19 protein-coding genes are annotated in these 24,694 nt (G+C 68.2%); 10 read left to right on the plus strand and 9 right to left on the minus strand.

Annotated features, from left to right (window positions below):
• Window positions 1–53: 53 nt before the first annotated feature.
• The gene (locus LXM88_RS24025) at window positions 54–950 is read right to left on the minus strand and encodes a LysR family transcriptional regulator (protein WP_262544948.1); all 897 of its coding nucleotides are present in this window, start codon (window positions 948–950) and stop codon (window positions 54–56) included.
• A 410-nt stretch (window positions 951–1,360) separates the two neighbouring features.
• Between LXM88_RS24025 and LXM88_RS24030 the strand changes: the two genes are divergently transcribed.
• Window positions 1,361–2,209 carry a sulfite exporter TauE/SafE family protein gene (locus LXM88_RS24030; RefSeq protein WP_262544949.1) on the plus strand — a complete coding sequence of 283 codons (849 nt, stop codon included), beginning with the start codon at window positions 1,361–1,363 and terminating at the stop codon, window positions 2,207–2,209.
• 408 nt (window positions 2,210–2,617) lie between these two features.
• Here LXM88_RS24030 and LXM88_RS24035 read toward each other — a convergent pair whose 3' ends face one another.
• Window positions 2,618–3,574, minus strand: coding sequence for a LysR substrate-binding domain-containing protein (locus tag LXM88_RS24035; protein ID WP_262546907.1), 957 nt, complete (start codon window positions 3,572–3,574; stop codon window positions 2,618–2,620).
• A 103-nt stretch (window positions 3,575–3,677) separates the two neighbouring features.
• Between LXM88_RS24035 and LXM88_RS24040 the strand changes: the two genes are divergently transcribed.
• The 3 genes from LXM88_RS24040 (at window position 3,678) to LXM88_RS24050 (ending at window position 5,899) form a co-directional block, all read left to right on the plus strand.
• Window positions 3,678–5,003 carry a D-serine ammonia-lyase gene (locus LXM88_RS24040; protein ID WP_262546910.1) on the plus strand — a complete coding sequence of 442 codons (1,326 nt, stop codon included), beginning with the start codon at window positions 3,678–3,680 and terminating at the stop codon, window positions 5,001–5,003.
• A gap of 53 nt (window positions 5,004–5,056) precedes the next feature.
• Entirely contained in the window at window positions 5,057–5,314 is a 258-nt protein-coding gene (locus tag LXM88_RS24045) for a hypothetical protein (RefSeq protein WP_174380919.1), read from the plus strand.
• Between the two features lie 285 nt (window positions 5,315–5,599).
• Window positions 5,600–5,899 (plus strand): DUF4148 domain-containing protein, encoded by a 300-nt coding sequence (locus tag LXM88_RS24050; protein ID WP_262544951.1) that lies wholly within the window; start codon window positions 5,600–5,602, stop codon window positions 5,897–5,899.
• Window positions 5,900–5,961: 62 nt separating this feature from the next.
• On the opposite strand, the gene LXM88_RS24055 is transcribed toward LXM88_RS24050, so the two are convergent.
• The 3 genes from LXM88_RS24055 to LXM88_RS24065 are packed head-to-tail and all read right to left on the minus strand — an operon-like array spanning window position 5,962 to window position 9,208.
• On the minus strand, window positions 5,962–7,737 hold the full coding sequence (locus tag LXM88_RS24055; protein ID WP_262544952.1) for a GGDEF domain-containing protein: 1,776 nt from the start codon (window positions 7,735–7,737) through the stop codon (window positions 5,962–5,964).
• A complete protein-coding gene (locus LXM88_RS24060; protein WP_262544953.1) occupies window positions 7,734–8,870 on the minus strand; it encodes an extracellular solute-binding protein in 1,137 nt (378 codons plus the stop codon). The genes LXM88_RS24055 and LXM88_RS24060 overlap by 4 nt, the downstream gene beginning before the upstream one ends.
• Window positions 8,837–9,208, minus strand: a complete 372-nt coding sequence (locus tag LXM88_RS24065) for a hypothetical protein (RefSeq protein WP_262544954.1) — start codon at window positions 9,206–9,208, stop codon at window positions 8,837–8,839. Before LXM88_RS24065 ends, LXM88_RS24060 begins: the two co-directional genes overlap by 34 nt.
• Window positions 9,209–9,283: 75 nt before the next feature.
• On the opposite strand from LXM88_RS24065, the gene LXM88_RS24070 reads away from it, so the two are divergent.
• The 4 genes from LXM88_RS24070 (at window position 9,284) to LXM88_RS24085 (ending at window position 13,644) form a co-directional block, all read left to right on the plus strand.
• Window positions 9,284–10,717, plus strand: coding sequence for an aminotransferase-like domain-containing protein (locus LXM88_RS24070; RefSeq protein WP_262544955.1), 1,434 nt, complete (start codon window positions 9,284–9,286; stop codon window positions 10,715–10,717).
• Window positions 10,718–10,818: 101 nt separating this feature from the next.
• On the plus strand, window positions 10,819–11,214 hold the full coding sequence (locus LXM88_RS24075; RefSeq protein WP_262544957.1) for a hypothetical protein: 396 nt from the start codon (window positions 10,819–10,821) through the stop codon (window positions 11,212–11,214).
• Window positions 11,215–11,419: 205 nt separating this feature from the next.
• Window positions 11,420–13,204: a nitrite/sulfite reductase gene (locus LXM88_RS24080; RefSeq protein ID WP_262544958.1), complete on the plus strand. Its 1,785-nt coding sequence runs from the start codon at window positions 11,420–11,422 to the stop codon at window positions 13,202–13,204.
• The gene (locus LXM88_RS24085) at window positions 13,201–13,644 is read left to right on the plus strand and encodes a DUF934 domain-containing protein (protein WP_262544959.1); all 444 of its coding nucleotides are present in this window, start codon (window positions 13,201–13,203) and stop codon (window positions 13,642–13,644) included. The genes LXM88_RS24080 and LXM88_RS24085 overlap by 4 nt, the downstream gene beginning before the upstream one ends.
• Window positions 13,645–13,725: 81 nt before the next feature.
• Here LXM88_RS24085 and LXM88_RS24090 read toward each other — a convergent pair whose 3' ends face one another.
• The 3 genes from LXM88_RS24090 to LXM88_RS24100 form a co-directional block, all read right to left on the minus strand.
• Window positions 13,726–15,009 carry a virulence factor family protein gene (locus tag LXM88_RS24090; protein ID WP_262544960.1) on the minus strand — a complete coding sequence of 428 codons (1,284 nt, stop codon included), beginning with the start codon at window positions 15,007–15,009 and terminating at the stop codon, window positions 13,726–13,728.
• The gene (gene mprF / locus LXM88_RS24095) at window positions 15,006–17,600 is read right to left on the minus strand and encodes a bifunctional lysylphosphatidylglycerol flippase/synthetase MprF (RefSeq protein WP_262544962.1); all 2,595 of its coding nucleotides are present in this window, start codon (window positions 17,598–17,600) and stop codon (window positions 15,006–15,008) included. The genes LXM88_RS24090 and mprF overlap by 4 nt, the downstream gene beginning before the upstream one ends.
• Window positions 17,601–18,102: 502 nt before the next feature.
• Complete coding sequence (locus LXM88_RS24100; RefSeq protein ID WP_262546913.1) at window positions 18,103–19,017, minus strand: LysR family transcriptional regulator; 915 nt, start codon at window positions 19,015–19,017, stop codon at window positions 18,103–18,105.
• Window positions 19,018–19,112: 95 nt separating this feature from the next.
• Here LXM88_RS24100 and LXM88_RS24105 point away from each other — a divergent pair, with 95 nt between their 5' ends.
• Window positions 19,113–19,550, plus strand: a complete 438-nt coding sequence (locus LXM88_RS24105) for a GlcG/HbpS family heme-binding protein (protein ID WP_262544963.1) — start codon at window positions 19,113–19,115, stop codon at window positions 19,548–19,550.
• 4 nt (window positions 19,551–19,554) lie between these two features.
• Entirely contained in the window at window positions 19,555–20,331 is a 777-nt protein-coding gene (locus tag LXM88_RS24110) for an SDR family oxidoreductase (protein ID WP_262544964.1), read from the plus strand.
• A 159-nt stretch (window positions 20,332–20,490) separates the two neighbouring features.
• Here LXM88_RS24110 and LXM88_RS24115 read toward each other — a convergent pair whose 3' ends face one another.
• Window positions 20,491–24,678, minus strand: coding sequence for a bifunctional nitrate reductase/sulfite reductase flavoprotein subunit alpha (locus tag LXM88_RS24115; RefSeq protein ID WP_262544965.1), 4,188 nt, complete (start codon window positions 24,676–24,678; stop codon window positions 20,491–20,493).
• Between the last annotated feature and the right edge of the window lie 16 nt (window positions 24,679–24,694).

Consider the following 24,694-nt stretch of genomic DNA (forward strand, 5'->3'; position numbering starts at 1 on the left):
CATGAATAAGCTGCAAGCCGCTCATGAGCGCTTTTCATCGTGCGGGTCGCGGGTTACCTGCCCTTGGTCGCGCGTGTCCGGATCGCCTTCCCGGCCTTGGCGCGTTGTGCATCGACGAGCCTCACGAACTCGTCGGTGACTGCGTTGCCGGCCACGTTCCACGACAACCGCACGGAACGATGCAGCCTCGGCGACAGTTCCAGCACGCGGCCGCCGAACGGCGTATACGTGAGCGTGATGCGCGGAACGATCGATACCCCCATGCCGGCTTCCGCCATCGAAAGAATGGTCCGCATCTCGACCACGTTGAACGCGGCCCGCAGCGGCGCACCGCCGCGCGCGAAGTAATCCGCGATCAGCGGCCCGCACCCTGCCTTCGAGAAAATGAACGGCGCCGCGGACAACTGTTTTGCCGACACGCTCTTGCGGCCGTCGAACATGCCGTCCGCGGCCACCGCGACAAAATCCTCGTCGAGCAGCGGCAGATTGTGCGCGAACGTCTTGGCGCCGGCCACCACGCCGACGTCAGCCGTACCGTCGTCGATCCACCCTTCGACTTCGCTGTCCGTGCCTTCGAGCAGCACCGCCGACACGCCCTGGTGCATCTCCTTCAACGCCTCGAGCGCGGGGACGACGAACGCCAGCGAGACGCTCGGCAGCGACGCGACCACCAGCTTTCCTTCGAGCTTGCCGCGCGACAGGCTGAACTGCTGGCGCAGCATCTGCGCTTCCCGCACCACGCTCTGCACGTACGGCCACAGACGTTCGCCCGCCGCCGTCAGGACGACCGGCTGCCGGTCGCGCCAGAGCAGCTTGACCTGCGTGATCTCTTCCAGTTCGGTCAATGCGTGACTGATCGCGGATTGGCTGCGACTGAGCCGGTCGGCCGCGGCCGTGAGCGAGCCGAGTTCGACTACGGCGGCCAGTGCCTGCAACTGGGCAAGCGTCATCGGGGCTCCTTGTTTCATGGCATGTATGCCGCGCATGAGGCGGTCAAACATCATGAATTATATTGAAACGCACCGCCAGTACAGCAGACCGCGCGCTACGCCGCGATCGAGTCGAACGTCGTCGGCGGCGCTCAGGTAAGATGCACGCTCGATCCGCCGCGTCGCTTGCATGCGCACCGGCCGGCGGCCGAGAATCCATGTTGAACCACGCCACCGCGTTGCTCATGCTTGCCGGTACGACCTGCCGGCCTGAATCGGGGCTGCGCGCCCGCCGGCCGCACAACAGGCGGTGCGATGCGACCGAATGGCCGGTTCAAGCCACACCAGAACGAATGCGTGCAGAACGCACGCCACCGCAGCGTGCTCCATCGACCGCGCTCGCTGCCTGATATGCCGCGACATGCCACTCCATGATCCATCTCAATCTGACTGAAGGTGTGCTGGTCTCCAGCCTGCAGGGGCTCACCGCGTTCGATCTGGCCGGCATCGCCGTCGCGCTGCTGCTGGGCGGCATGGCCAAGGGGATCACGGGCATCGGCGTACCGCTGATCGCGATGCCGATCCTCAGCCAGTTCCTGCCGATCCGGCATGCGGTGCTGCTGCTGTCGATGCCGATCATCCTCGGCAACATTCCGCAGGCGCTGGAAGGCGGCCAGGTGCTGGCAACGGCCCGGAAGATCGCCGCACCGATCGCGGGCACCGTCATCGGCAATATCGTCGGCGTGGCGATCCTGCTCTCCCTCAATCCGGCGCACGCGCAGGCGGCATCGGGCGCACTGCTGATCGTTGCCGCGACGCTGATGCTCGCCGCACCGAAGCTCAACCTGCCGGACGCGTGGCAGAAGCCCGTCGGGTTCGCGCTCGGGTTCGGCGCGGCGCTGATGGAAAGCATCGCGTCGGTTCCGGGCCCGCTGCTCGCCACCTACCTGATTTCGTCGGGCGCGACCGGACGCGTATTCACGAAGCAGATCGCAATCATCCTCGTGGTGTCGATCGTCACGCTGATCACGACGTTCAGCGGCGCCGCGCATGCCAGCGGCGCCGACCTCGCCATCTCGGCCGCGGCCAGCCTGCCGGCCATTGCCGGGATGTGGCTCGTCCGCCCGCTGCGGGACAAGATGTCGCCGGGAATCTTCCGGATGGTCGTCCTGCTGTTCGTGCTCGCCGCGGCATCGCAGATGATCTGGAAATCGGGCGTGTTCAGGCACGGCGGATCGCCGGTCGCGCACGTCGACAACGGGCACGCGGGCAAGCCATGACGGTCGGCCCGCCGCCATCGATCGCGCATGCGTTCTGAAAGCTGCAAAGCGTAGTATTCGCGGACCCGGCGTATCGCTCCGCCCGACGGCGCGGACGACACGTTACCGACTTTGCTGCTCGCACGCCGATGCCGACGTCGGCGCTGCCCCGTTTTCAAAGGCACGAAATGGAAACCTATGTGTTGCTTGGCTGCGGATTCGGCCTTGGCCTGTTGATCGCCATCTGGGGAATCTGGTCGCTCAGGTAAGCCGCTCGAGTTCCTATCATCCGCAAGGAATCCGTATGGAAAAGGATGGTGAATTGTAGTCTCGGGCAACGCCCGCCACCCGATTGCTTCGCAGTCCCATTCAACCAGCCGTCGTCGAACCTTCCGCAACGAAAGCACCGCGCAATCGCGGCAACTTCGTTCACCGGCATCCAGTCCTGCTCGAAAGCCATTGCGACCGCGCTTCGTCGAAGCGCGCGCACTCGGCCTTGAGCCATTCGGAAAAGGCCGCGGTCCGCGGATCGTCGGGATTGCGCGACAGCAGCATGTAGCGCGCCGGCGCGCGCACGTGCCTGCCGAACACGTCGACCAGCCGTCCGCTCACGATCTCGTCATGCACCAGCGCTGCGCGGCCCATCGCCACGCCCTGGTGGTTCAGCGCGGCCGTGATCGCCAGGCTGGAGAAATTGAACTGCGGACCGTCCAGATGCGCGATCCACGCCGGACGGACCGCCTCCAGCCACGTGCGCCACTCCACGAACTCGGGCGCGCCGACCCACGGCGCGGCATCGTGCAGCAACACGACGCCGTCGAGCGACTCCCCGCTGGCGAACGATGGATGCTGCGCCAGATACGCAGGCGTCGCGACCGGAAACAGGGTTTCGTCGAGGATCGCGTCGGCATGCAGCCGGCTGTATTGCACCGGGTCGTAGCGCACCGCCACGTCGATGTCGTCGGTTTCCATTGCCCGCCGGTCCAGCAGCTGGAACTCGGCTTTCACGCGAACCGACACGTTCGGCTGTTGCCGGTGAAACTCGGACAGGCGCGGCATCAGCCATTGCAGCGCAAGCGACGGCAGACAACTCACCTGCAGCGGCGCGTTCGGCATCCCGAGCGCCTGAAGCGTGCGATTGATGTCGCCGAACGCGCCCGACATCGTCCCGAGCAGGAGCGCGCCTTTCTCCGTCAACTTCAGCCCGCGTGCCTGACGCACGAACAGCGGATAGCCGAGCCGGTCCTCCAGATGCCGGATCTGCTGGCTCACGGCGCTTTGTGTCAGGTTGAACGCCTGTGCCGTCTTCGTGAAGCTCAGCAGCCGGCCTGCGGTTTCAAAGCACAGCAACGCACCGAGAATCGAACCGTCCAGTCGCATTGATATAAGCCACGCTAATGCTTCCATTAGAAATCGGCGCTTTCGCGCCGTCCGCCGGAATCGTAGCATTGCCCGTCATCATTCAGTCAAACGACACCAAGGCCGATCCGTGCTCACTACGCTCCAACCCGCCAATCTATTAGCCGAACTTCAGTCCCGTCGTCCACTGCTGTGGCTGAATCCCCGTGCCGGCAGCCCGTTGCCGCAGGACGCGCCGTCGTTCGACGCCATTGCAATGGCAGAAGCGAGGCTGGCGCGATGCGAGCCGCTGATGGCCGAGCTGTTTCCCGAGCTCGCGGCAACCGCGGGAAAAATCGAGTCGCCGTTGATGCCGGCGGACGACTTGCAGCGCGCGTTGTCGCACCCGGCCGACGAGCACGGCGCCTGGTTCATCAAACGCGATGACGCACTGCCGATCGCCGGTTCGATCAAGGCGCGCGGCGGCTTTCATGAAGTGCTGGCGCTCGCGGAGTCGATCGCGATCGAACACGGGTTGCTCGACCCCGCGGGCGACCGGCGAATCCTCGCGTCGGCCGCCGCACGCGCGCTGTTTGCGACGCACACCGTCATCGTCGGCAGCACCGGCAATCTCGGCTTGAGCATCGGGGTGATCGCCGCCGCGCTGGGGTTCGAATCGGTCGTTCACATGTCGACCGACGCAAAGTCATGGAAGAAGGAGCGCCTGAGAAGGCGCGGCGTTCGCGTGGTCGAGCACGACGGCGACTATGCGCAAGCCGTCGCGGCCGGACGATCGCAGGCGCGCACTCACCCGCGCTGCCATTTCGTCGACGACGAAGGCTCGCTGATGCTGTTCCTGGGCTATGCCGCAAGCGCTCGACATCTCGCCGCACAGCTCGCCGCGTCGGGCCGCATCGTGGATGCGGCGCATCCGCTCTTCGTCCATATCCCGTGCGGGGTCGGCGGTGCGCCGGGCGGCATCGCCTATGGCCTCGCCGCGCTGTTCGGCCGGCACGTGCATTGCTTTTTCGCCGAGCCCGTTGCATCGCCATGCATGCTGGTCCAGCTTGCCGCCGGGGTCGACACGCCGGTGTCCGTCTACGACGTGGGGCTCGACAACCGGACCGAGGCCGACGGCCTGGCGGTCGCGCAGGCCTCGCATCTCGTCGGTCCGCTGATGGCATCGAAGTTGTCGGGCGTCTTCACCGTCAGCGACGAGCAGCTCTACGCGCAACTGCTGGCGGTCCGGCGCGCCACCGGCGTCGAACTGGAGCCGTCGGCCGCCGCTGCCGTCGGCGGGCCCGGCTGGCTGACGCGATCATCCGCCGGCCGCGATTACGTGCGTCGCCACGCGATCGACCTGCGCCGGTCGACGCACGTCATCTGGGCGACGGGCGGCTCGCTCGTTCCGCCGGAAGAGCACCGCCGCTTCCAGTCGCATGCGCAAGCGCTCGCCGGTGCCGCGCCCGGCGCGTGACGTGTTCGGCCCCGCGCGCTGCCCGGTTCCCGAAGACGCGTTAGACTGTTCCGATGGAACAATGCCGTTATTGCCAGAGAATCCGCGATGAATGGGATTGCCACGGGGACGAATGCCGCCGGGCAATCGCCAAGGCGCTGCGCCGGCAGCGTGCGGGCCTGCCGATGGTGCCCGATCGCATCCGCAACGAACTGCCGTCCGGCGCGCCGACCCAGCAGGTGATCGCCGTCCTGTCGCGCCAACGCCTGCGCGCGCGCCGCGGCAACGAGGAACGCCGCGAGCGCAAGGAAATCGACGACGACAGCGTCTGATCCGGCCGCACCGCGGCCCGCCCGCGTCATCTGCACCTCCGCCGTCTCCCCCGTCGTCGCCGGGCGCCCGCCCGTGCGCGGCACCCGCCCGCACCACCGCGCCCTTGCAAATCCGGCAATACCGAATGGGGACAGAAGGCATTTGTCCCGGGATTATTACCTCGACGACAACGATCTTTCGCCGAAATCCACGTTTACCCTAGGTCGACCGACGCCTACGATGTAATCAACCGCTTACGACATGGTGTCGAACGCGGAAAGCCAACACAAACATCGGAGGTCATCATGAAATCGCTCGTTTCCGCAGTCGTTGCCGCTGTTGCCCTGTCCGCGTCGTTCGGCGCATTCGCGCAAAGCACCGTGACCCGCGCGCAGGTGCGCGACGAACTGGTCCAGCTTGAAGCAGCCGGCTACAAGCCGAGCCAGTCGAGCCCGTACTACCCGGCCGACATCCAGGCCGCGCAAGCCCGCGTGCACGCCGCGGAAAATACCGGCTACGGTACGCAACCGGCCGCGACCGTAGAGGGTGGCGCACCGGCCGCCAAGGTGCAACGCCCGCGCGACTCGGTCTACTTCGGTCACTAAGGTTGCCGCTGCGCGCCCCGCGCGCAGTCCGCACCTGCATCGCGTGTGTTACCGGCCGGCCGTCACCGGCTGCCGCCCGAAGCAACGCGGCCGGCCTCGTCCGGCGCGGCGGCGCCGCCAACCAGGTCCTGATAGCGCACGCACGGACACTGCGCGGACGCCTTCGCCGCGTACATCGCCGCGTCGGCCTTGACGAGCAGTTCCTCGGCCGACGCGCCGTCGGCCGGAAACTCGCTGACGCCGATGCTCGCCCCGACGGCCACACGCCGGTCGCCGAACTCCAGTTCCTCGGCCATCACGATCTGGATGCGCGACGCGACGTCGTCGATCACCTCCGCTGACCGCACGTCCGAAATCAGCACGACGAATTCGTCGCCGCCGAGCCGCGCGACCATGTCGCCGCTGCGCAGCACGAGGCTCAGCCGCTTCGCGACCGCGACGAGCGTGCGGTCGCCGGCCGAGTGCCCGTGCTGGTCGTTGATCTGCTTGAAGCGGTCGAGATCGACGAACATCACGGCCAGCCCTTCGCGCACCGCGGCCGCATGCCGGATCGCGGCATCGAGATGCTCCATGAACAGCAGGCGGTTCGGCAGCGCGGTCAACGGATCGTGTCCGGCGAGGTGCGTGAGTTCGAGTTGCTTCGCGCGCAGCATCGCGACCTGCGTGCGGATCTCGACACGCATGCTGTCGAAACAGCGCGCGAGCACGCCGATCTCGTCGGCACGCCCGACCGGCAGCCGTTCGGCGGCCGGATCGTCGAACACGTGCGTCGCCGCGCGCGCGAGTATCTGCAGCGGCCGCGTGATCGCGCGCGCGAACAGGATCGCGAGAATCACCGCCAGCAGGCTCGACACGAGCACCATCCGGACGATCCGTTCGCCGAGCATGCTGGCCGGCGCCAGCACGTCCGCTAGCGGACGCGCCATCCCGAGCACGACGAAGCGGTTGCCCTCGTCGTGCCCGAACGGCGTGCGCGCAAACGCGAACATCTGCCCCGGCGCCTCGTCGGGCCGCTCAAGGCCATTGAGGGTCACGTTCGTGCGCGCACTGTCGAACAGTTCGCGCGTGGCGGCAAAGCGGTCCTGCATCAGCACGCGCCGGCCGCGATCGAAGCCGAACGCCTGCGATGGATCGGGATGCACGAGGAAATCGCCCCACTCGTTCGCGAGATACACCGCATAGTCGTCCGGCAGATCGCGTTCGAGCCGGTCGAACACGCGCGACAGCTCGACGTCGACGACGAGCGCGCCGACCGTCTGGCCCGACGCGTCGACGACCGGCGTGCCCACGCGCAGGATCGGCAACCCTTCGGCCGCATTCGGACCCGTCTCGTGGTTGATCGCGACCGGCGACAGGTAGATGTGGCCGGGCGCCGTCGCGAGCGTGTCGAATACGTAGGAAAACTGTCCTTTCTCCTGGAACACGCTTTCCGGCAGCACGACGATGCCGCGCGCGTCGCGATCGACGCGAATGCGTTCGAGCCCGAAATGCCCGCTCGCGATCAGGCGAATCTGCAGGTATTCCGGATGATTTCTCATGAAGCTGTAATACACCTGCTCGAGCCGCTTGCGTCGCGCGCTGTCCGGGTTGTCGCTGCCCGCGACGATCGGGGACGACGGCAACTGCGCGAGCACGAGCGCATCGTCGGCGACGTCGGACAGCGCGGTCGTGAAGCGCTGCCCGAGCAGTTGCGTCGACATCAGCAGGCTGTGCTGCGCTTCCTGCACCAGCATCGTGCGGTTCGCGCGATACGTGTAATAGCCGGTCGTGCCGGACGCGACCACGCCGATGCATGCGAACAGCACCGACAGCTTCGACGTGAGCCCGAGCCGGATCATTTTTCGAATTGCTCCGGCCGGTCGCCCGACACGATGCGGCTCCACAGCGATTCGCGCCGCGCGATGTCCTCGACGGGCTGCAGCCACACGAGATGCTCGTGGCCCGTATCGAGCCCCGGCGGCGGCTCGAGCGTGTTCGCGAGCCCCTGGCGCTCGGTCAGCAACGCGCCGATCGCCGGTTCGAGCATGTAGTTGATCCACGCGAACGCAAGTTCCGGACGTTGCGCGCCGCGCGTGACGGCCCAGCAATCGAGCCATGCAAGCGCGCCTTCGTCCGGGATCACATAGCCGACGTCCGCGCCGGCGCGACGCAGCAGCTCGACCTGCTGCGTGCCGTAGTTGCCGAACATCAGCGCCGCGCGATGCTGGACGAACAGCGCGGTCGCCTCTTCAGGAAGCGTGTAGTACGTGAGCAGGTTGCGGCGCAGGTCGATCAGCTTGTGCGCGACGTCGAGCGTCTGCGCGGGCGACAGGCGAAACGGATCGGGATAACCGAGCGCCAGCGCAGTGAACGAGAAATTGTGCTGCGCGCTGTTGAAGTCGAGCACCTTGCCGCGGTAGCGCGGATTCCACAGCTCGCGCATCGAGCGCGGTGCGGCCGGAACCTGCTTGCGGTCGTAGATCAGCCCCATCGACGAATACGTGAACGGGATCGCGTAGGTCGCGCCGCCCTGCACGAGCCCGCCGATCGTCGCGAGCTGCTGGAAGTTCGGCAACTGCCGCCGCCGGTTCGGGATGCGTGCCAGGTCGATCGGCGCGAGCAGACGTTCGTGCGCGTAGCGCTGGATCTCGGCCGTGTTCGCGGCCAGCAAGTCGTAAGGCGGCGGCGCCGCGCTGTGCATCCGCGACCACAGCGCTTCGTCGGAATCGACGAACGTCACTTCGACGCGCACATGAAACTGCGCCTCGAATGCGCTGACGACGTCGCGGTCCGCATAGCCGGGCCATGCCAGCACGCGCAGCACGTTGTCGTTGTCGTTGACGGTTTCGGGAGAGTCGGCGAAGGCCGACAGGTCGGGCGCAAGCAAGCCCAGTGTCAATACGATGAGCAGCCTGCGCACGGCGCCGCGAGCACGCGTACGCGCGCCGATTCCCCTGATCAATCGGACCCCGTGTGAATCGCTCGGCTGCATTCGACTATCCTTTTTCGAGTCGATGCGATATCACGCAACGAGACCATAAAAAGTATTGGCGCGCAATTGGAAATAGCCGCACGCGGCAGGCGTTGCGCATGCAGACGGCGATATGCGCGGCGCAGCGTCGATCCGGAATCGAGGCGCGCACAAGAACGCGGCAAGCCGGGCGACGAATGATCGGACGAAAGCACGTTGCCGGACATCGGCCGGTTCGCATCGCGAAGACAGTTGCGATGACCACGCACCGCTTGCGTCGCACGCGCCCCTGCGACCGTCGACGCCGATTGCGCCGGTCCGCCGCCGTCCGCCCGCGCTTTCCTTTTCTGGCCGCGCATCGGACAATGCTCCGCGCCCGCCGGCGCGGCGCCACTCCGGCCCGCGCGCGGTGGCGACGCGCCCCGTCCACGCCGATGAAACGCTACGAAACCCTCGCCCACACGATCGCCGACGACATCCGCAACGGCAACCTCGCGGTCGGCACGCGCCTGCCGTCGCTGCGGCAGATCATCGCGCAGCACGGCGTGAGCCAGTCGACGGTGTTTCGCGCGTACTACCTGCTCGAACAGTGGGGGCTGATCCGCGCACGCGAACGCTCGGGCTACTACGTCGCACCGGGCGCAACGCCGGAGGCAGGCCCGGCCGCGAAGCGCCGCACACGCCGCGCCGGCGCATCGCGCAAGGTCGACATCAGCGACCTCGTGTTCTCCGTCCTCGATGCCGCCACGCAGCCCGGCATCGTGCCGCTCGGTTCCGCATTCCCGTCGCCGCAACTGTTTCCGCTGCCGCGCCTCGCGAAGTCGCTCGCGCAGGCCACGCGGCTCGTCAGCCCGTGGAGCACGGTCGTCGACCTGCCGCCCGGCAACGAGGCGCTGCGCCAGCAGATCGCACGACGCTATCTCGCGACGGGCGTGTCGCAGCCGATCGACGAGATCGTCGTCACGAACGGCGCGCTCGAAGCGCTGAACCTGTGCCTGATGGCCGTCACGCGGCCCGGCGATGTCGTCGCCGTCGAGGCGCCCGGCTTCTACGCGGCACTGCAGGCGATCGAGCGGCTCGACCTGCGCGCGGTCGAGATCCCCGTCGATCCGCGTACGGGCCTCGATCTCGATGCGCTCGCGAACGCGCTCGACCGGCACGACATCCGCGCGTGCTGGTTCATGACCAATTTCCAGAATCCGACCGGCGTCACGCTGTCCGCCGAAAAAAAGCGCGCGCTCGTCGACATGCTCGCGGCGCGCGAAGTGCCGCTGATCGAGGACGACGTCTACGGCGAACTGCATTTCGGCCCCGACTATCCGCTGCCCGCGCGCGCGTTCGACCGGCATGGCCTCGTGATGCACTGCAGTTCGTTCTCGAAGACGCTCGCACCCGGCTACCGGATCGGCTGGGCCGCAGCCGGCCGGTTCGCGGAGAAGGTGCAGCGGCTCAAGCTGATGACGACGCTGTCGGCGAGCATTCCCGCGCAGGTCGGGATCGCGAACTATCTCGAGCACGGCGGCTACGACCGCCATCTGCGCAAGCTGCGCGGCGCGCTGCACACGCAGCTCGACCGGATGGACGACGCGCTGCGGCGCTGGCTGCCTGCCGGCGTCGAGTGGGTACGACCCGAAGGCGGATATTTCCTGTGGCTCGCGTTCCCCGACGCGATCGACGCGATGGAACTGCATCGCCAGGCGATCGCGCGCGGGATCAGCTTCGCGCCGGGGCCGCTGTTTTCGGCCGCGCACGGCTTCGAGCGCTGCGTGCGCGTGAACTTCGGCCATCCGTGGAGCCGCGACATCGAGCGCGCGATCCGTGTGCTCGGCGAACTGGTCGCGCAGCCGTCGGTCCGCAAGGGCGGTTGATCGCACACGCCGTGCACGGTACGCGCCGCCAGCGCCACGGCCATGCAGCCGATCCGCGCGCGGGTTACATTGCCGGTCTCGCCGCTTTTTCACGATTTCCCATGAGCCAACTGCCCTACCTCGATCATGACGCGCTGTCGAAACTGACCGCCGAAGCGGCACACGTCACGCAGCCGTGCACGTGCACGAACACCTCGCTCGCCGGATGGACGAGCCTGCCGCTGTCGCTGCAGGACACGCAACTGACCGAAGTGGGCACGCTCGCGCCGCCCGGCGATGCGGAGCCGACCTATGCGGAATATCATCCGGCGGGTACGCGCTACGCATCGGACGACGCGCCGATCGCGCTGCGCCATTTCCCGTACAACCGCTGCAACGTCAGCCGCTGCCGCTCGTGCGGCCGCCTGTTCCTGCGCTATCAGGAAGGCGGCGGCTACTTCATCGACCAGCGCATTCGCGCGCTCGATCCGGCGCTCATCGTCGACGCCGACGCATAAGACCCATCGACCGGCCACGGGCATCCACGCATGCCCGGCCCGCGCCGGCGCCGCGTCCGCCAACTGCTGCGCCCTTTTCGTTCCGATCTGCTGCTTGTCCCGCCGCACCGCGTTCCCTACGCTGTCTTCCGTTGACCGACATCCGTCGCAACGTCCCTCCGAGCCGTGCGCATGCCGCGCCGCGGCTCCTCTCGCGTATCACGTCATGTATCGATATACCGATTTCGACCGGGCGCTCGTGCACAGCCGCGCCGCCCAGTTTCGCGACCAGCTCGAACGCTGGCAGCACGGCACGCTGAGCGAAGACGCGTTCCGGCCGCTGCGCCTGCAGAACGGCTGGTATGTGCAACGTCACGCGCCGATGCTGCGCGTCGCCGTGCCGTACGGCGAGCTGTCGAGCGCGCAGCTTCGCGTGCTTGCGCGGATCGCGCACGACTACGACGTGCCCGACGACGCCACCTACCGCACCGCATGCGACGCGCAGGCGCTGCTCGGCACGCTGCGCCTGCCGACCCGCAGCGCGCACTTCACGACGCGCACCAACGTGCAGTTCAACTGGATTCCGCTCGCGAAGGCGGCCGACGTGATGGACCTGCTCGCGACCGTCGACATGCACGGCATCCAGACGAGCGGCAACTGCATCCGCAATATCTCGTGCGACGAGCGCGCGGGCGTCGCGCCGGACGAGATCGCCGATCCGCGCCCGTTCGCCGAAGTGATGCGCCAGTGGACGACGCTGCACCCCGAATTCGCGTTCCTGCCGCGCAAGTTCAAGATCGCGATCACCGGCGCGGCCGAAGACCGCGCGGCGACCGACTGGCACGACGTCGGGCTGAAGCTCGTGCGCGACGACGCGGGCGAGCTCGGCTTTCGCGTGAGCGTCGGCGGCGGGATGGGCCGCACGCCGATGATCGCGACGCTGCTGCGCGCGTTCCTGCCGTGGCGGCACGTGATGAACTACATCGAGGCGATCGTCCGCGTGTACAACCGCTACGGGCGGCGCGACAACAAGTACAAGGCGCGGATCAAGATCCTCGTCAAGACCGAGGGGCAACGCTACATCGACGACGTCGAGGAGGAGTTCCGCCAGATCGTCGACCATGACGGCGGCCCGCACACGATTCCGCAGGCCGAATTCGATCGCGTCGCCGCATCGTTCGTCCCGCCGCGGCTCGAGCCGCGCACGTTCGACCTGCACGACGCGAATGCGCGCCTGTCCGCGCAGGCAAGCCGTCATCCGGCATTCGCGCGCTGGCTCGCACGCAATATCGCCGAGCACCGCGATCCGGCGCTGCGCATCGTCACGCTGTCGTTCAAGCGCCGCCTGCAGGCGCCCGGCGATGCGTCGCCGGACCAGCTCGACGCGCTTGCCGATCTCGCCGACCGCTTCTCGGCCGGCGAGGCGCGCGTCACGCATACGCAGAACGTCGTGCTGCCGTGGGTGCACGTCGACGACCTGTTCCTGCTGTGGGAGAACGCACGCGCAATCGGGCTCGCCAGCGCGAACGTCGGGCTCCTGACCGACATGATCGCGTGCCCGGGCGGCGACTTCTGCGCGCTCGCGAACGCGCGCTCGATCCCGATCGCCGATGCGATCGCCGAGCGCTTCCAGGATCTCGACCTGCTGCACGACGTCGGCGACATCGACCTGCACATCAGCGGCTGCATCAACTCGTGCGGCCACCATCACAGCGGCCACCTCGGCATCCTCGGCGTCGACAAGGACGGCGCGGAGTGGTACCAGGTGACGCTCGGCGGGTCGGACGGCTCGACCGCGAGCGGCCCCGCGCGGCCGGGCAAGGTGATCGGCCCGTCGTTCTCGGCGGACGAGATCGTCGATGTCGTCGACGCGATCGTCAACGCGTATCTCGATGCGCGGATCGATGCGGACGGCCGCAGCGAACGATTCATCGACACGGTGCGCCGCATCGGCGCGGAACCCTTCAAGGCCGCCGCGAACGACGCGCGCCACCAGGCGGAGCACGCATGAAGCAAGCCAGCGACAACGCAAGCACGAACGCACGCATCCGGCTGCTGACGCCGGCCGAACATGCCGGCGATGCGCAGGAACACGACGACGCGACGCTGACGATCGGCAACGACGAGGAATTGCCGCCGCTTGCCGCGCGGATCGCGCAGGCCGCCCGCATCGACCTGCAGTTTCCGTCGTTCACCGACGGTCGCGCGTACAGCCAGGCGTACCTGCTGCGCAAGCGCTTCGGCTTCGCCGGCGACCTGCGCGCAACCGGCGACGTGCTGATCGACCAGTTGCTGCTGATGGAGCGCACGGGGTTTTCGAGCGCGGTGCTCGGCGACGACACGGACATCGCGGCCGCGCGGCGGCAGCTCGACCGGTTTCCGGGCTTCTATCAGCGCGATGCGAGAACGGCAACGCCGCCGCAGGACACGGCAACGCAAGCCGGAAAATGAAACGGGCGGCACGATGGCCGCCCGTACGATGAACCGGAAGCAAACCGGCCGGCGCCCGCCGCGAAGCGCGGGCGCCGGCGTTCAGCGCGCCGCCACCGGCTTGCCGAACGCGCCGAGGATCTTCTTCTCGAGCGCGATGTAGTCGCGGCCGAAGTGGTGATCGCCCTGCGTCTTGATCACGTCGGCGCCGGTGTTTGCGAGCGCCGGACACATCGTGTCCTTCTCTTCCGCGCCATAGAAGCACTGCACGAGCTGCGGCGGCACTTTCGCGATTTCCGGCGCGACCTTCAGCGCGTTGTCGCTCGCGGGCATGCCGAGCCAGCCCGTCACGCGGATCTGGAAATCGGCGGACGGCGCGAAGCCGAGCAGCGACATCACCGCGACCTTGTCGCGCAGGTCGGCCGGCAACCGGTTGTACGCGAACGGCATCACGTCGGCGCCGAACGAATAGCCGACCAGCGCGACGCGGTTCGCATGCCAGCGCGCCATGTACGTGCGCATCACGCGCGCGAGATCGCGGCTCACCTGCGCGGGCGGCTTCTCGCTCCAGAAATAGCGCAGGCTGTCGATGCCGACCACCGACACGCCGTCGCGCTGCAGCGCCTCGGCGATCGTCTTGTCGAGATCGCGCCAGCCGCCGTCGCCCGAGATCACGATCGCGAGCCGGTCGCTGCCGCCCTTGGCCGGCAGTTCGACGAGCGGCAGGTCCGACACGTCGAGTTCGTCGCCGCTGCTGCCGCTGTCACGCAGATGCGACGTGACGAGCGACACGAGCTTCGTGGTGTCGCCCGCGGCAGCCGTTTCGACGAAGCCCGGCATCGCGCGGCGCACGATCGTCGGATCGGGCGGGCACGGCTTGAAGCGCGGATCGAGCTTCGGTGCCGGGTTGACCGATACGACGCCGGCGATCGTGTTCTCCGGCGCCATCGACAGGATCTGTTTCGCGATCGCGCCGCCCTGGCCCACGCCCGCGACGATCGGCGTGAAATACCGCGACGACTGCGCGAGGCGTTCGAGCTGGTGGCTGACCGCCTCGGCGTCGCCGTCGAGGTGGTGGCAGGTCTCCTGCTTCGCGGCGAGGTTCATCGCATAGCGCTCGGAATCGACGCCGACCGTCATCGCACCGGCCTTCGCGAGCGCGTCGGCGGCCTGCTGATCGGCGGCATTCCAGCCGGCCTCACGCGAGAACAGCACGACGAAGCCGCGCAGCGGCCCGCTCGGCTTGGTCACGGTAACGGGCCCGTAGCGGCCGCCCGACACGGTTTCGGCCTTCACCGCGGCCGGCTGCGTGGCGCACGCGGCGCCGGCCAGCATCATTCCCGCGCAGGCGGCTGCCGCCCGCGCGATTCCGTTCTTCGACATCATGAACGCCGACCTCCAGCCAGCAATGACAGATCCGCCAGCGTGACGAACACGCCGACCGAGCCCGAGGCCGCGAGGTAACGCGGCTCCCAGTGCGGTTCGAACTTGCTCTTGAATGCGCGCAAGCCGCGGAAGTTGTAGAAGCGGCCGCCGAAGCGCCAGACCATCAGCCCGAACCGGTGCCACGGCGACGGCATCTTCGCCGCCCCCATCCCCGAGAACGGCGCGATGCCCAGGCTCAGCTTGCGGAAACCCGCTTCCTTCAGATGCAGCGCGAGCTGCGTAAACAGATACTCCATCGCGTACGGCGACGCGTCCGGCAGATGGCGCATCACGCCGACCGTCGCCTCGGTGTTGAGGTCGGTCGTCATGAACGTGACGAACGCGATCGGCTTGTCGGCCTGCCGTACGAGCATCACCGACTGCGTCGCGAGATAGCCGTCGTGGAACGCGGCCACCGAGAAGCTCTTCTCGCGCGCGTCGCGGCTGTCGAGCCAGCCGTCGGAGATGTCGCGCAGCGCCGGCAATGCGACCGGCACGTCGCCCGGCGCGATCACCTCGACCGTCAGCGCGTCCTTGTCGCCGCGGCGCAGCGCGTAGCGCAGGTGCGAGCGGTTCGAGCCCTTCAGGTCGAACTGGTCGAGCGCGATATGCGCTTCCTCGCCGAGCTTCATCAGCGTGAGCCCTGCATCGAGATACAGCGGCAGCGCGTTCGCACGCACCTGGTAGAACGCCGCGCGGCCGCTGTGCGCGTGCGCGAGCGCAATGAATTTGCCGATCAGCGCCGGCCATTCTTCGCGCGGCCCGACCGGGTCGTGCAGCGCGGCCCACGTGCGGCCGTACTTCGCGTACATCAGGAACGCCTGGCGCGATTCGGAGAACAGGAACGACTTGTCGCCCATCAGCGCGAGGCCCGCATCGCTGCACTCCTGCGCGCGGATGATCCGTTCTGCGTCGAACAGGTCCTGCGGCACGGGCTTCACGAAACGGCCGGGCGCCGGGCGCAGCAGTTGCCATAGCGCGAACATCGCGACGAACACGCCGGCCGCGAGCGTCGCGCGCAGCGCACGCGGCGCGCGCGCGTCGAACGAGAAATGCGACCACAGCTCGCGCGTGTACGGCACGTCGCGGAACGCGAAGAACAGCACCCACACGGCCAGCATCAGCACCATCGTCACCGACACGAACCAGCTCACCGTGAAACGCTCGGCGAGCAGCGACGAATGGCGGTTGAAGCGGCGGCGGCTGACGAGCAGCAGCACCAGCAGCGTGCCGAGCACGCCGGCCTCGACGAACGCGAGGCCCTTCGCCAGCGACAGCGCGAGGCTCGCGAGCGTCAATGCGAAGGTCATCCACCATGCGCCGTCGAGGCGGCGCAGCAGCCCGCGCGCGACGAACAGCAGCGCGACGCCGAGCACGCTGCAGATCACCTGCGAGCCTTCGAGCACCCACAGCGGCACGAGGTGGCGCAGGATCGCGATCCGGTGCCAGAACGCGGGCGTCGCGCTGGAGATAACCAGCATGCTGCCGACCGCGAACGTCACGAGGCTCAGGAACAGCGGCGCGAGCTGCGACACGCGCACGGCCTGCCGCGTCACGAGACGGCGCCGCAGCGCACGGCCCTCGAAACCGGCCAGCAGGCCAGCCGACAGCACGAGCGGCACGCCGAAGTAGATCGCGCGATACGCGATCAGCGCGGCAACCATCGCGTGCGCGGGCACTTCGCGGCCGAGCGTGAAGACCATTGCGGCTTCGAACACGCCGATCCCGCCCGGCGTGTGGCCGATCATCCCGAGCAGCAGCGCGGCCGCGTACACGGTGATGAAGGTCGGGAAGCCGACCGGCGCGGCCGGCAGCAATACCCACAGCGTCAGGCCCGCCGCGACGACGTCGAGCACCGCGTAGACCACCTGCATGACGAGATCGCGCCGCGCCGGCACGTCGAACGACAGCCACTTGAAGCGCGTGACGACCGGTCGCGCGGTGTTGCCGCACATCGCGACCAGCGCGGCCAGCACCACCAGCAGCGCAGCGCCGCTCCACGTGAGCACGCCGGGTGCGACATGCAGCATCACGGCGAGCGCCTCCGGCACGCAGACCATGCCGACTGCCGTCATCAGCACCATCGCGAGCGCCAGCGTACCGCTCGTGAACACCGTCATCCGGCCGATCTGCGCGGGCGTGACGCCCGACACGCCGTACACGCGCGCGCGCACCGCACCGCCCGTCAGCGCGCCGAATCCGGTCGCGTTGCCGAGCGCGGATCCGGCGATCGCGCCGATCCACAGCGCGGCGCGCGGCACCTTCGCGGCGACATAGTGCAGGCCGACCGCGTCGCGGGCGACGAGCGCGAGATAGCTGAGGGCCGTCGCGGCCAGCGACGCGCCCCATTCGCCGACGGACATGTGGCGCAACTGGCGGATCACCGACCGGTAGTCGACGGATTCCGACAGATGCTGGAAAACCACGATCAGCAGCAGGCCGATGCCGAACGCGAGCAGCGGCGACAGCACGCGCTCGTTGCGAACCAGCGCCGAGACACGGGCGATCGCCGCCGCGGCACGGCCCGGCGACCCAGGGTGGCGGGAAGACATAGGTTGTTCAGTGGTGGTGCATAGCGAGTCGCGGCGCGGGTTGGCCCGGCGGCGACATATCTGGTTGTTCTGCGTGGGCGGTCGGCCGAAGACGGCGGCAGGTGGCGCCTGGATCAGAACTTACGAGTATACGGAATTTATATTACAGAATCTTTCGGGGCCGCATTGTGCGGTTTTGTGGCACGCGGGGCGCGTAAACATCGCATCAAAATCGTGCGGCCGATCAACGCAAGGTGCGCATCATACCGGGATCCGGGGCGGTTTTTTCATCGGATGAATGACTTGTGATGCATTTGGGAGAAATCTGCCGGGCGCGGCCGCACGGTGGAGGACAAACGGTAAGTCCGCGGCGGTGTTTTGTAATGGGGGACGGGTCGGGTCAAGGTGGATGTAGTTCGTATCCGTAACGGGTCGCGGTTGCGTATCCAATCCCCATCATCGAAACCGTGTCGTTACCTGGAAGCCGAATGACAGGAATCCGTGCCGCAACCTGACGACGGGACTACGCCACGTCCGCGCCGGCCCGCTCGCGCAGCACGTCGATGAACGCGCGCAGCTTCGCCGGCACGTGCTTGCGATTCACGTAATACAGCCACATCGGGGGCAACGTCCGGCACGCACCCGGCAGCACCTCGACAAGCGTGCCGTCGCGCAGGTCCTGCTCGATCCGCTCGCGCATGAACGCAAACGCGATCCCGACACCCGCGCGCGCCGCATCGATCACCGCGTCGGCGTCGTTCGTCACGAATACACCGTCCGGATCGAGATCGACGTCGCGGCGCCCGTCACTCAGCAGCCACTTATGCAGCCGTCCGCTCTCCGAAAACCGGAAGCGGATGCACGCATGACGCTCGATCTCCGCAATCGACGCAGGCGCGCCGTACCGCGCCAGATAACCGGGCGACGCGACCAGCGCACACGACAGCGCCGGCGCAATCCGTACGCCGATCATGCCCGGCTGCAGCCGGTCGGCGAGCCGGATCCCCGCGTCGAAGCCGTCCTTCGCGATGTCGACCAGCTCGTTCTCGTAGCGGATCTCGAGCCGGACTTTCGGATAGCGCTCGCGGAACGCGGCAAGAACCGGCGCGATCACGAGCGTGCGCGCCAGCGGCAGCGCGGTGACGCGCAACAGCCCGCTCGGCTCGCTGCGTGCATCCTTCAGCTCGCCGCGCGCCTGCATGACCTGGCGGTACGCGGGCTCCGTCTGCTGCCAGTAGCGCTGCCCGGCTTCGGTCAGGCTCACGCCGCGCGTGCTGCGATTGAACAGCTTCACGTTCAGCTCGCCCTCGAGCTGCCCGATCGCGAGGCTGACGGCCGCCGGCGTCAGGCCGAGCGCGGCGGCCGCCCGCGTGAAGTTGCCGGCCGTCGCGACGGTCATGAACACGTGCAGCCCGGCCATCGGATCGCGTCTGCCCATCATTAAAAAAACTTGAAGCTCCTACGAGCGGAATGCGGATTCTCCCATATACCGCAACTGCCTACACTGGCCCTGTCGTCCCACCGGAGCCTCGCATGGACCCGCTCACCGCCGCGCTGCCGCTCGCAGCCGCCCGCGTCACGATCGAAGCAGCACTCGCGCATGCCGAGTCGCTGAAGGTCGCCGGCGTCGCCATCGCAATCGTCGATGCCGGCGCGAACCTGCTCGCGTTCGTGCGCACCGACGACTGTATTCTCGGCGCGATCGATCTCGCGCAGCGCAAGGCGCAAACGGCGGTCCGCTTCCGCGCATCGACCGGCGCGCTCGGCGCGATGTCGGGCGACGGCCCGCTGCGCGGGATCGAACACAGTCACGGCGGGCTCGTCACGTTCGGCGGCGGCGAACCGCTCGTCGACGGCAGCGGCCGCTGCGTCGGCGCCATCGGCGTCTCGGGCGGCAGCGTCGACGAAGACACCGCGATCGCCCGGCACTGCCGCGACCGCTTTCAGGCAACCCTCCACTCCACAAGGTAGGCACATGGCTCAGAAACGCATCCTCATCACCGGCGCAGGCACCGGCTTCGGCCGCGAAGTTGCGCTGCGGCTCGCCGAACGCGGTCACGACGTGACGGCCGGCGTGCGCGCCACCGCCGAGATCGACGACCTGACGGCCGCCGCCGCGCAACGCGGCACCGCGCTGCGCGCCGTCAAGCTCGACGTCACGTCGGCCCACGACCGCGCCCGCGCGGCCGATCTCGACTTCGACGTGCTCGTGAACAACGCGGGCGTCGGCGAAGCCGGCGCGCTCGTCGACCTGCCGGTCGAAATCGCGCGCGAGCTGTTCGACGTCAACGTGTTCGGGCCGCTCGAACTCACGCAGCACATCGCGCGCGGGATGCTCGCGCGCCGGCACGGCAAGATCGTGTTCGTGTCGTCGATCGCGGGCCTGATCACGGGGCCGTTCACCGGCGCCTATTGCGCGTCGAAGCACGCGGTCGAATCGATCGCCGAGGCGATGCATGCGGAACTGGCACCGCACGGGATCCGCGTCGCGGTCGTGAACCCCGGCCCGTACAGCACGGGCTTCAACGACCGGATGATGGAAACGCCGCGACGCTGGCTCGATCCTGCGGTCCACACGGTAACGCCCGAACGCCTGACGTTCCCGCTCGAACAGCACGATCCGGATGAAATGATCGCGAAGATGGTCGACGTGATCGAAAGCGACGGCGGCGCATTCCGCAACCTGCTGCCGCAGTCGTCGGAAGCGTTCGTGCGCGCCGAACAGGCGCGCGCGTGGGATCGGCAGCAGTGACGTAAGCCGGCGGCGGTAGACGGCTCACACCGCATCCGCCATTGACGGCCATGCCGGCAGCCCGGACCGCCGGCTTGCCGGCTTGCCGGCTTGCCGGCTTGCCGGCCACGGTACCAGCCACCGATCCGGCGGAGCTGCGTCAAGCCGCTCCGCCTGCGTTCAATACACGTCCCGCATATAGCGCCGCGCCTTCGCGAGCCGCGCGACATAGTCGTTGGCATCGTCGTCCGACATCCTGCCATGCTCGGCGACGACCGCCTTCAACGCCGTATCTACGTCCTTCGCCATCCGCGACGCGTCACCGCACACGTAGAAGTGCGCGCCTTCCTCGAGCCACGCGAACAACTCGGCGCCCTGCTCGCGCATCCGGTCCTGCACGTAGATCTTGTCGGCCTGGTCGCGCGAGAACGCGAGATCGAGCCGCGTCAGGAAGCCGCTGCCGTGCATCGCGCCCAGCTCGTCGCCGTAGTAGAAATCGGTCTGCGCGTGCTGCTCGCCGAAGAACAACCAGTTGCGCCCGCGCGCGCCGCGCGCCTGCCGCTCGTGCAGGAAGCCGCGGAACGGCGCGACGCCGGTGCCGGGGCCGACCATCACGATCGGCACGTCGCCGTTCACCGGCGGCCGGAAATGCGCGGACTTCTGCACGAATACGGGCACGCGGCCGTCGTCCGCGCGATCGGCGAGAAACGTCGACGCGACGCCTTTGCGCGCGCGCCGGCCGTTGTGATAACGCACGGCCGACACGGTTAGATGAATCTCGCCCTGGTGTGCGCTCGGGCTCGATGCGATCGAATAGAGGCGCGGCTGCAGCCGCTTCAGCATCCCGACCAGCTCCGTGCCCGACATGTCGACCGGGAACTCGTGCAGCACGTCCGCAAGCTGTTGCCCCCACAACCATTGCTTCAGGTCGCCCTTGCGGTCGTCGCCGAGCAGCGATTTCAGCGCGCCGTTCGCGCTGCGCGACGCGATGAACGCGAGCGTGTCCGGATGCGGGCGCGTGATGTCGAAGTGGCGCGCGAGCGCATCGCCGAGGCGCAGGTCGCCGACGCCCGCCACCGACACGGGCGCATCGGCCTTCAACGCAGTGACGGACAGCAGCTCGTCGACCAGCTCCGGGCAGTTGGTCGGCCAAACGCCGAGCGCATCGCCGGTTTCGTATTCGAGGTTCGCGCCTTCGGTCGACAGCGACACATAGCGCGTGTCCTTCGCGGCGCCCGGGCGATTGAGCCGCAGGTTCGCGACGAGCTTCGACGGCGCGGGATGCGCCTTCGACGGCAGCAGCCCCGACGGGCTCATCCCGCCGGACGGCACCGCGTGCAGCGCGGCATCGGCCTCCTTGATCCGCGCGACGACGCGTTCGAGCCACTGATCCGCATCGTTCTGGAATTCGACGTCGCAATCGACGCGCGCACACAGGCGTGCCGCGCCGAGTTCCGCGAGCCGCGCATCGAGCCGGCGGCCGTGGCCGCAGAACTGGTCGTAGTTGCGATCGCCGAACGCGAGCACCGCGAAGTGCACGCCGTCGAGGCGCGCGGCGCTGCCGGCCTGCAGCGCCTCCCAGAACTCGCTGCCGTTGTCGGGTGCATCGCCGTCGCCGAACGTGCTCGTCATCAGCAGCACGTATTGCGCGCTCGCGAGCGACGCGACCGGATAGTCGGACATGCACGCGGTGCGGATCTCGAAACCCGCGTTCATCAGCTTCGTCGCGTAGTCCTCGGTCAGCGATTCGATGTTGCCGGTCTGCGATGCCCACAACAGCGCGACCTTCGGGCGCGTGCGAACGATCCGCACGCCGCCGGGTGCGGCGGTATCGGCCGGCAAAACCGATGCAACGGCAACCTGCGAACTCGCAGGCAGCGAACGGCTGAACAGGCCCGCGAGCATCCCGTCGAGCCAGAACCGCACCGGCGGCGTAAGCGGCGCGCCGGCCGGCAGCACCGGCACGCTGCCCTCGCGCCGGCCGGCGCTCGCCTTCAGCCCGCTGACGAGGCCGGCCACGTACAGCCGTTCGGTGTCGGTCAACGGCGGCGGCGCGAGGTCGGTCAGCCCGAGCGCGGTCGCGAAAGTGTCGATGTCTGCCATGTCGGATTCCTGTGAAGCAGTGGCCTGCACCATCGCCGGCGCGGGCCGTACGTCGTGGGCGCATGCATCGGGTTGCGCCGTCTCGTCGTCGGCGGACGCGAACGCGTCGGTCTCGACGCGCCGCAGCGCAACCGCGCAGTATTTCAGTTCGGGCTGCTGAGATTCGGCATCGATCGCGTCGTTGGTCACCGCGTTGATGCACAGGTCGTCGCCGTACACGTCGTTCCAGTGCATCGGCGCGAAGCAGTTGCCGCGCTGCACGCGCTCGGTCACGACGGCCGGCAGCACCGCGCGGCCGCGCGCCGAACGGATCTCGACGCTGTCCTTCGCGGCGATGCCGAGCGCGCTCGCATCGTCCGGGTGCAGTTCGACGAACGGGCGCGGGTTCAGCTTGTTCAGCATCGCGACCTTGCCCGTCTTCGTCATCGTGTGCCATTGATGCTGCAGCCGCCCGGTGTTCAGCACGATCGGGAACGTGTCGTCGGGCAGCTCGGCCGGATCGACGTGCGGCCGAGCGAAAAAGCGCGCCTTGCCCGACGGCGTCGGGAATGCAATGCGCGGCGCATCGCTGCCGTCGGCCGCCGTGCGCAACGTCTGGCTCACGCCGTCGTTCAGGTAGCGGATCGGGTGCCGCTCGCGCGCGGTGCCCGGTGCGACCGGCCACTGCACCGGGCCGTCGCGCAGCGCCGCATGGCTCGCGCCGCGCAGGTCGTAGCCCGTCGCCGGATTCGAGAAACGAACGATCTCGTCGAACACGTCGGCCGCCGACGCGTAGTCGAACGCTTCGCCGAAGCCCATCGCGCGCGCGACTTCCGCGACGATGCGCCAGTCGGGCAGCGCGTCGCCGGGCGGTGCGACCGCCGCGTGCATCAGCGTCATGTTGCGCTCGGAGTTGACCATCACGCCGTCGCCCTCGGCCCACAGCGCGCCGGGCAGCAGGATGTCCGCGTAGCGGTTGGTCTCGGTATCGAGGAACGCGTCCTGCGCGATCACGAGCTCCGCGGCCTGCAGCCCGGCGATCACGTTCTGCCGGTTCGGCACGGTCGCGACCGGGTTCGTGCAGACGATCCAGCACGCCTTGATGTCGCCTGCCGCCATCCGCGAGAACAGGTCGACCGTCCCTTGGCCCGTCTCCTTGCGCAGCGTGCCGGCCGGCACGCGCCACAGGTTCTCGACGAAGCGCCGGTCGTCGTCGGACAGCACCGAGCGCTGGCCGGGCAGACCGGGGCCCATGTAGCCCATCTCACGCCCGCCCATCGCGTTCGGCTGGCCCGTCAGCGAGAACGGCCCGCTGCCGGGGCGGCAGATGCGGCCGGTCGCGAGATGCAGGTTGCAGATCGCATTGGTGTTCCACACGCCGTGCGTGCTCTGGTTGAGCCCCATCGTCCAGCAGCTCATCCACTCCCGCGCATCGCCGATCCATTGCGCGGCCTTGCGCAGGTCGGCTTGCGCGAGCCCGGTGATTTCCGCAACGCGCTCGGGCGTGTAGTCGGCGAGGAACGCGGGCATCGCGTCCCAGCCTTCGGTGTACGCGTCAATGAACGCGGCATCGGTGCGGCCGTTCGCATGCAGCAGGTGCAGCAGCCCGTTCGTCAGCGCGAGATCGGTGCCGGGCCGGATCTGCAGGAACAGGTCGGCCTTGTCGGCCGTGCCGGTGCGGCGCGGATCGACGACGATCAGCTTCGCGCCGGCCTTCACGCGATCCATCATCCGCAGGAACAGGATCGGGTGGCAGTCGGCCATGTTCGCGCCGATCACGAAGAACAGGTTCGCGCGATCGAAGTCCTGGTACGACCCGGGCGGGCCGTCCGCGCCAAGCGACTGCTTGTAGCCGGTGCTCGCGCTCGCCATGCAGAGACGCGAGTTCGACTCGATGTTGTTGGTGCCGACGAAGCCCTTCGCGAGCTTGTTGACGAGGTATTGCGCCTCGATCGACATCTGCCCCGACACGTAGAACGACAGCGCGTCGGGCCCGTGCGCATCGAGCACCGCGCGCAGGCGGCGCGCGGTCTCGGCGATCGCGTCGCGGGCCGGCAGCGGCACGAGGTCGTCCTCGCGCGCGCGGCGCACGAACGCGCGGTCGAGCCGCCCCGAGCGGCGCAACGCGACGTGCGCCGACGAACCCTTCGTGCACAGCCGCCCGAAGTTGGTCGGATGGTCGGAGTCGCCGGACACCTTGACGACTTCGCCATCCTCGACGTGCAGCACCATCCCGCAGCCGACGCCGCAGTACGGGCACACGCTCTTGACGGGGGTGGCGGTCATGCGCGCTCCGGGGCGG

Origin of the sequence: Burkholderia sp. S-53 (genome assembly GCF_025560745.1) — a bacterium.
Lineage (GTDB): Bacteria > Pseudomonadota > Gammaproteobacteria > Burkholderiales > Burkholderiaceae > Burkholderia > Burkholderia pyrrocinia.

What these genes read in the sequence shown, in the direction of transcription:
- LXM88_RS24105 (WP_262544963.1), top strand. Translation starts at nt 19,113, where the DNA reads ATGGACCCGCTCACCGCCGCGCTGCCGCTCGCAGCCGCCCGCGTCACG.
- LXM88_RS24085 (WP_262544959.1), top strand. Translation starts at nt 13,201, where the DNA reads ATGAAGCAAGCCAGCGACAACGCAAGCACGAACGCACGCATCCGGCTG.
- LXM88_RS24060 (WP_262544953.1), bottom strand. Translation starts at nt 8,870, where the DNA reads ATGCAGCCGAGCGATTCACACGGGGTCCGATTGATCAGGGGAATCGGC.
- LXM88_RS24090 (WP_262544960.1), bottom strand. Translation starts at nt 15,009, where the DNA reads ATGATGTCGAAGAACGGAATCGCGCGGGCGGCAGCCGCCTGCGCGGGA.
- LXM88_RS24115 (WP_262544965.1), bottom strand. Translation starts at nt 24,678, where the DNA reads ATGACCGCCACCCCCGTCAAGAGCGTGTGCCCGTACTGCGGCGTCGGC.
- LXM88_RS24100 (WP_262546913.1), bottom strand. Translation starts at nt 19,017, where the DNA reads ATGGGCAGACGCGATCCGATGGCCGGGCTGCACGTGTTCATGACCGTC.
- LXM88_RS24030 (WP_262544949.1), top strand. Translation starts at nt 1,361, where the DNA reads ATGATCCATCTCAATCTGACTGAAGGTGTGCTGGTCTCCAGCCTGCAG.
- LXM88_RS24070 (WP_262544955.1), top strand. Translation starts at nt 9,284, where the DNA reads ATGAAACGCTACGAAACCCTCGCCCACACGATCGCCGACGACATCCGC.
- LXM88_RS24025 (WP_262544948.1), bottom strand. Translation starts at nt 950, where the DNA reads ATGACGCTTGCCCAGTTGCAGGCACTGGCCGCCGTAGTCGAACTCGGC.
- LXM88_RS24045 (WP_174380919.1), top strand. Translation starts at nt 5,057, where the DNA reads ATGGAACAATGCCGTTATTGCCAGAGAATCCGCGATGAATGGGATTGC.
- LXM88_RS24065 (WP_262544954.1), bottom strand. Translation starts at nt 9,208, where the DNA reads ATGCGCGGCCAGAAAAGGAAAGCGCGGGCGGACGGCGGCGGACCGGCG.
- LXM88_RS24110 (WP_262544964.1), top strand. Translation starts at nt 19,555, where the DNA reads ATGGCTCAGAAACGCATCCTCATCACCGGCGCAGGCACCGGCTTCGGC.
- LXM88_RS24080 (WP_262544958.1), top strand. Translation starts at nt 11,420, where the DNA reads ATGTATCGATATACCGATTTCGACCGGGCGCTCGTGCACAGCCGCGCC.
- LXM88_RS24050 (WP_262544951.1), top strand. Translation starts at nt 5,600, where the DNA reads ATGAAATCGCTCGTTTCCGCAGTCGTTGCCGCTGTTGCCCTGTCCGCG.
- LXM88_RS24075 (WP_262544957.1), top strand. Translation starts at nt 10,819, where the DNA reads ATGAGCCAACTGCCCTACCTCGATCATGACGCGCTGTCGAAACTGACC.
- mprF (WP_262544962.1), bottom strand. Translation starts at nt 17,600, where the DNA reads ATGTCTTCCCGCCACCCTGGGTCGCCGGGCCGTGCCGCGGCGGCGATC.
- LXM88_RS24055 (WP_262544952.1), bottom strand. Translation starts at nt 7,737, where the DNA reads ATGATCCGGCTCGGGCTCACGTCGAAGCTGTCGGTGCTGTTCGCATGC.